This window comes from Nonomuraea rhizosphaerae, assembly GCF_019396405.1.
GTDB lineage: Bacteria > Actinomycetota > Actinomycetes > Streptosporangiales > Streptosporangiaceae > Nonomuraea > Nonomuraea rhizosphaerae.
Genome location: NZ_JAHKRL010000019.1, coordinates 1 through 3,888, shown reverse-complemented (window position 1 = coordinate 3,888; position 3,888 = coordinate 1). Strand labels below are relative to the sequence as shown.

5 protein-coding genes are annotated in these 3,888 nt (G+C 71.3%); 3 read left to right on the top strand and 2 right to left on the bottom strand.

Annotated features, from left to right (window positions below):
* Positions 1-399, bottom strand: a 399-nt coding sequence (locus KME77_RS01025) for a FadR/GntR family transcriptional regulator (RefSeq protein WP_308250486.1), incomplete at its 3' end; no start/stop codon positions are given.
* A 106-nt stretch (positions 400-505) separates the two neighbouring features.
* On the opposite strand from KME77_RS01025, the gene KME77_RS01020 reads away from it, so the two are divergent.
* The 3 genes from KME77_RS01020 to KME77_RS01010 are packed head-to-tail and all read left to right on the top strand — an operon-like array spanning position 506 to position 3,190.
* The gene (locus KME77_RS01020) at positions 506-1,237 is read left to right on the top strand and encodes a (Fe-S)-binding protein (RefSeq protein ID WP_219460402.1); all 732 of its coding nucleotides are present in this window, start codon (positions 506-508) and stop codon (positions 1,235-1,237) included.
* Positions 1,234-2,625 carry a lactate utilization protein B gene (locus KME77_RS01015; protein WP_219460399.1) on the top strand — a complete coding sequence of 464 codons (1,392 nt, stop codon included), beginning with the start codon at positions 1,234-1,236 and terminating at the stop codon, positions 2,623-2,625. The genes KME77_RS01020 and KME77_RS01015 overlap by 4 nt, the downstream gene beginning before the upstream one ends.
* Complete coding sequence (locus KME77_RS01010) at positions 2,612-3,190, top strand: LutC/YkgG family protein (RefSeq protein ID WP_219460396.1); 579 nt, start codon at positions 2,612-2,614, stop codon at positions 3,188-3,190. The genes KME77_RS01015 and KME77_RS01010 overlap by 14 nt, the downstream gene beginning before the upstream one ends.
* Here the strand turns inward: KME77_RS01010 and KME77_RS01005 are convergent.
* Positions 3,180-3,888, bottom strand: a 709-nt coding sequence (locus KME77_RS01005) for a baeRF2 domain-containing protein (protein WP_219460393.1), incomplete at its 5' end; no start/stop codon positions are given. The genes KME77_RS01010 and KME77_RS01005 overlap by 11 nt on opposite strands.

Sequence of the window (3,888 nt, the reverse complement as noted above, 5' to 3'; positions counted from 1 at the left end):
GGCGTCGGCGAGGCGGGAGGTGCCGGCGCGGGCCGTGGCCGCGCCGGCCGCCGCCCAGCGCTCGATCATCAGCCGGGTGTCGATCACCTCGCGCATCTCCAGGCTGGCCAGCCCCAGGTGCAGCCGCAGCAGGTCGGTCAGCGCGGTGTCCGGCCGGGAGGTCAGCACCGCGCCCGCGTCCGGCCCCCGCCCCACCTGCGAGGACACGACGCCGAGCGTCTCCAGCACGCGCATGGCCTCCCGCACGGACGAGCGGCTGACCCCGAGCTGCTCGGCCAGGCTGCGCTCGGCGGGCAGGCGGTCGCCGACGGTGAGCCCGTCCTCGGCGATGCGCTGCTCGATCTGCGCGAGCACGTCCTCGAACGTCCGGGTACGCCGTACAGGACGCCAGTCGTCCACCGATGTCTCCCCTGATAACCGTCCGATGTCTCCCCCTGATACCGGACTGTCTTCCCTGATATGGTCTGACCATACTGTGGTCCGACCATACCTCGGAAGGAGAGTCGTGCGAGTCGCCCTGTTCATCACGTGTGTGAACGACACGCTCTTCCCCGGCACCGGCAAGGCCGTCGTGTCGCTCCTGCGCAGGCTCGGCTGCGAGGTGGACTTCCCCGCGGCCCAGACGTGCTGCGGCCAGATGCACGTCAACACGGGGTACCGCGACGAGGGCGTGCGGCTGGCGCGGCACTTCACCGAGGTGTTCGCCGGGTACGACGCCGTCGTCGCGCCGTCCGGATCGTGCGCCGCGATGGTGCGCGAGCAGTACCCCAAGCTCGTCCGGCCGGGCAGCAGGGGAGCGACGGCCGTGGCCGAGGTCGCGCCGAAGGTGCACGAGCTGTCGGAGTTTCTAATCGACGTCCTGAAAGTCGACGACGTAGGCGCATATTTCCCGCACCGGGTGACATATCACCCGACGTGTCACTCACTCCGAGGGCTCCACCTCGGCGACCGCCCGACCAGGCTGCTTCAGAACGTCCGGGGCCTGGAGCTGGTCGAGCTGCCCGCGGCGCAGGAGTGCTGCGGCTTCGGCGGCACGTTCGCGGTCAAGAACCCGGCCGTCTCCGCCGCCATGGGCGCCGACAAGGTGCGCAACGTGCTCGGCACGGGCGCCGAGGTGCTGTGCGCGGCCGACAACTCCTGCCTGATGCACATCGGCGGCACGCTCAACCGCCAGCGGACCGGCGTACGGATCATGCATCTAGCCGAGATCCTGGCGGCCACGGAGGAGGCGCAATGAGTTCGACATTCCTCGGCATGCCCGGCAGTTTCCCGAAAAATGCGGCTAAGGCTGTGCAGAACTCGCAGCTTCGCTACAACCTCCGCAAGGCCACCCACACCATCCGGGGCAAGCGCGCCAACGTCGTCGGCGAGCTGCCCGACTGGCAGGAGCTGCGCGCGGCCGGCAAGGCCATCAAGGACGAGACGCTGCGCCACCTCGACCGCTACCTGGTCCAGATGGAGGAGGCGGTGACCCGCGCGGGCGGCCACGTCCACTGGGCCCGCGACGCCGACGAGGCCAACCGCATCGTCGGCGAGCTGATCAAGGCCACCGGCGAGACCGAGGTCGTCAAGGTCAAGTCGATGGCCACCCAGGAGATCGGGCTCAACGAGGCGCTGGCCGCCCAGGGCGTCACCGCGTACGAGACCGACCTCGCCGAGCTGATCGTGCAGCTCGGCGACGACTTCCCGAGCCACATCCTGGTCCCCGCGATCCACCGCAACCGGGCCGAGATCCGCGAGATCTTCCTCGACAAGATGGAGAAGGTCCCCGAGGGGCTGACCGACGAGCCGCGCGCCCTGGCCGAGGCCGCTCGGCTCCACCTGCGCGAACGCTTCCTCAAGAGCAAGGTCGCCATCTCCGGCGCCAACTTCATGGTCGCCGAGACCGGCACGCTCGTGGTGCTGGAGTCCGAGGGCAACGGCCGCATGTGCCTGACGCTGCCCGAGACGCTGATCAGCGTGGTCGGCATCGAGAAGCTGCTGCCCGCCTGGCGTGACCTGGAGGTCTTCCTGCAGCTGCTGCCGCGCAGCTCCACCGGCGAGCGCATGAACCCCTACACCAGCATGTGGACCGGCTCCGTCGAGGGCCAGGACTTCCACCTGGTGCTGCTCGACAACGGCCGCACCGACGTGCTGGCCGACGAGGTGGGCCGCCAGGCGCTGCGCTGCATCCGCTGCTCGGCCTGCCTGAACGTGTGCCCCGTGTACGAGCGGGCCGGCGGCCACGCGTACGGGTCGGTCTATCCCGGCCCGATCGGCGCCATCCTCACCCCGCAGCTCAGGGGCATGTCGTCGGAGCTGGACGCCTCGCTGCCGTACGCCTCCAGCCTGTGCGGCGCCTGCTTCGAGGCGTGCCCGGTGGCGATCGACATCCCCGAGGTGCTCGTGGACCTGCGCGCCAAGGTCCGCCACAAGCCGGCCGAGCGCGCGGGCATGCGCGTCGCGGGCTGGATACTCAACGACCAGGTACGCCTGGCCAAGGCGCAGCGCCTGGCCACCCGTTTCCGCAAGCTGGTGCCCAAGCGGCTGCCCGGCCCGCTGTCGGCGTGGACCGACACGCGGGACCTGCCCGACATTCCCGAGGAATCGTTCAGAGACTGGTGGGAGCGCAATGAGCGCGCGTGAGGAGATCCTGGCCAAGGTCCGCCGGGCCGTGGCGGGCGCGCCCGAGACGTCCGTCCCGCGCGGCTACCGCATGTCCAACCAGGTGAGCGACCTGGTGGGGCTCTTCGCCGAGAGGGTCGACGACTACCGCGCGGTGGTGCACGTCGTGCCTGCGGCCGAGGTGCCGGGCAGGCTCGCCGAGCTGGTCGGTGAGCGGCGGATGATCGTGCCGGAAGGGCTGCCGGCCGACTGGCCGCGGGGGATCGGCGGGACCTCCGTCGCCGAGCTCGACGCCGCCGACGGGGTGCTCACCGGCTGCGCGGTGGCCATCGCCGAGACCGGCACGATCGTCCTGGACACCGGGCCCGGCCAGGGCCGCAGGGCCCAGACGCTGGTGCCCGACTACCACCTGTGCGTGGTGCGGGCCGACCAGATCGTCTCCGGCGTGCCGGAGGCGGTGGCCAGGCTCGACCCGGCCCGCCCCCTCACCTGGATCAGCGGGCCGTCGGCCACCAGCGACATCGAGCTCAACCGGGTCGAGGGCGTGCACGGGCCCAGGACCCTCGAAGTGGTCATCAGTACCTGATCACCGCCGAGACGTCCGAGACCTCGGGGGTGAACCACAGCTCGGCGTCGGTCATGGCCGCGGCCCTGACCAGCGCCGAGTCCGCGCGCTCCTGGAGCGGCTGCTCCACGCCCCACAGGCGCATCTCGCCCGCGTCCGTGGACAGCTGCGTGCCGCCCTCGCCGATCCACACCGGGTGGTCCATCTCACCCGGCATGAGCACCGCGTGCACCCTGCCCTCCCGCAGGGCGCGCGCGACCTGGGCCACCCCGGTGGGGCCGCTCGCCTCGCGGTAGCGGTCGAGCAGCTCGGCCCGCCTGCGGTCGAGATAGGTGTCGAGCGCGGTCTCGGCGTCACGTTCGAACTGCCCGTGATCGGCGCGGCTGCCGTGCTCGACCATCATGGTGCGGTCGGCGGACTTCGTCCCGAGATGGTCGACGAGCATCGAGCGTGACCTCGGCTCGCCCGCGACGATGACCACCTCCAGGCCGAGCCGTCTGACCTGCTCGTCCACCTCGTGCGCGACGGCTGCGGCGTTCTCCGACCAGGCCTCCTCCACGGCCTGCTCGTAGCGCCGCTGCGACCAGCCGCCCTGCGCGGTCTTCTGCAGCGGCCAGTCGGTGGCCTGCACGGTGGCGGGGCGCGGCGAGCCGCCGCCGAACACGGTCAGCTCCGCCCCCGCGTGGTCCACGATGACCCCCAGGTGCCGCACGTTCTCG

Coding starts and splice junctions, on each gene's coding strand:
- KME77_RS01015 (WP_219460399.1), top strand. CDS start 1,234: ATGAGTTCGACATTCCTCGGCATGCCCGGCAGTTTCCCGAAAAATGCG.
- KME77_RS01010 (WP_219460396.1), top strand. CDS start 2,612: ATGAGCGCGCGTGAGGAGATCCTGGCCAAGGTCCGCCGGGCCGTGGCG.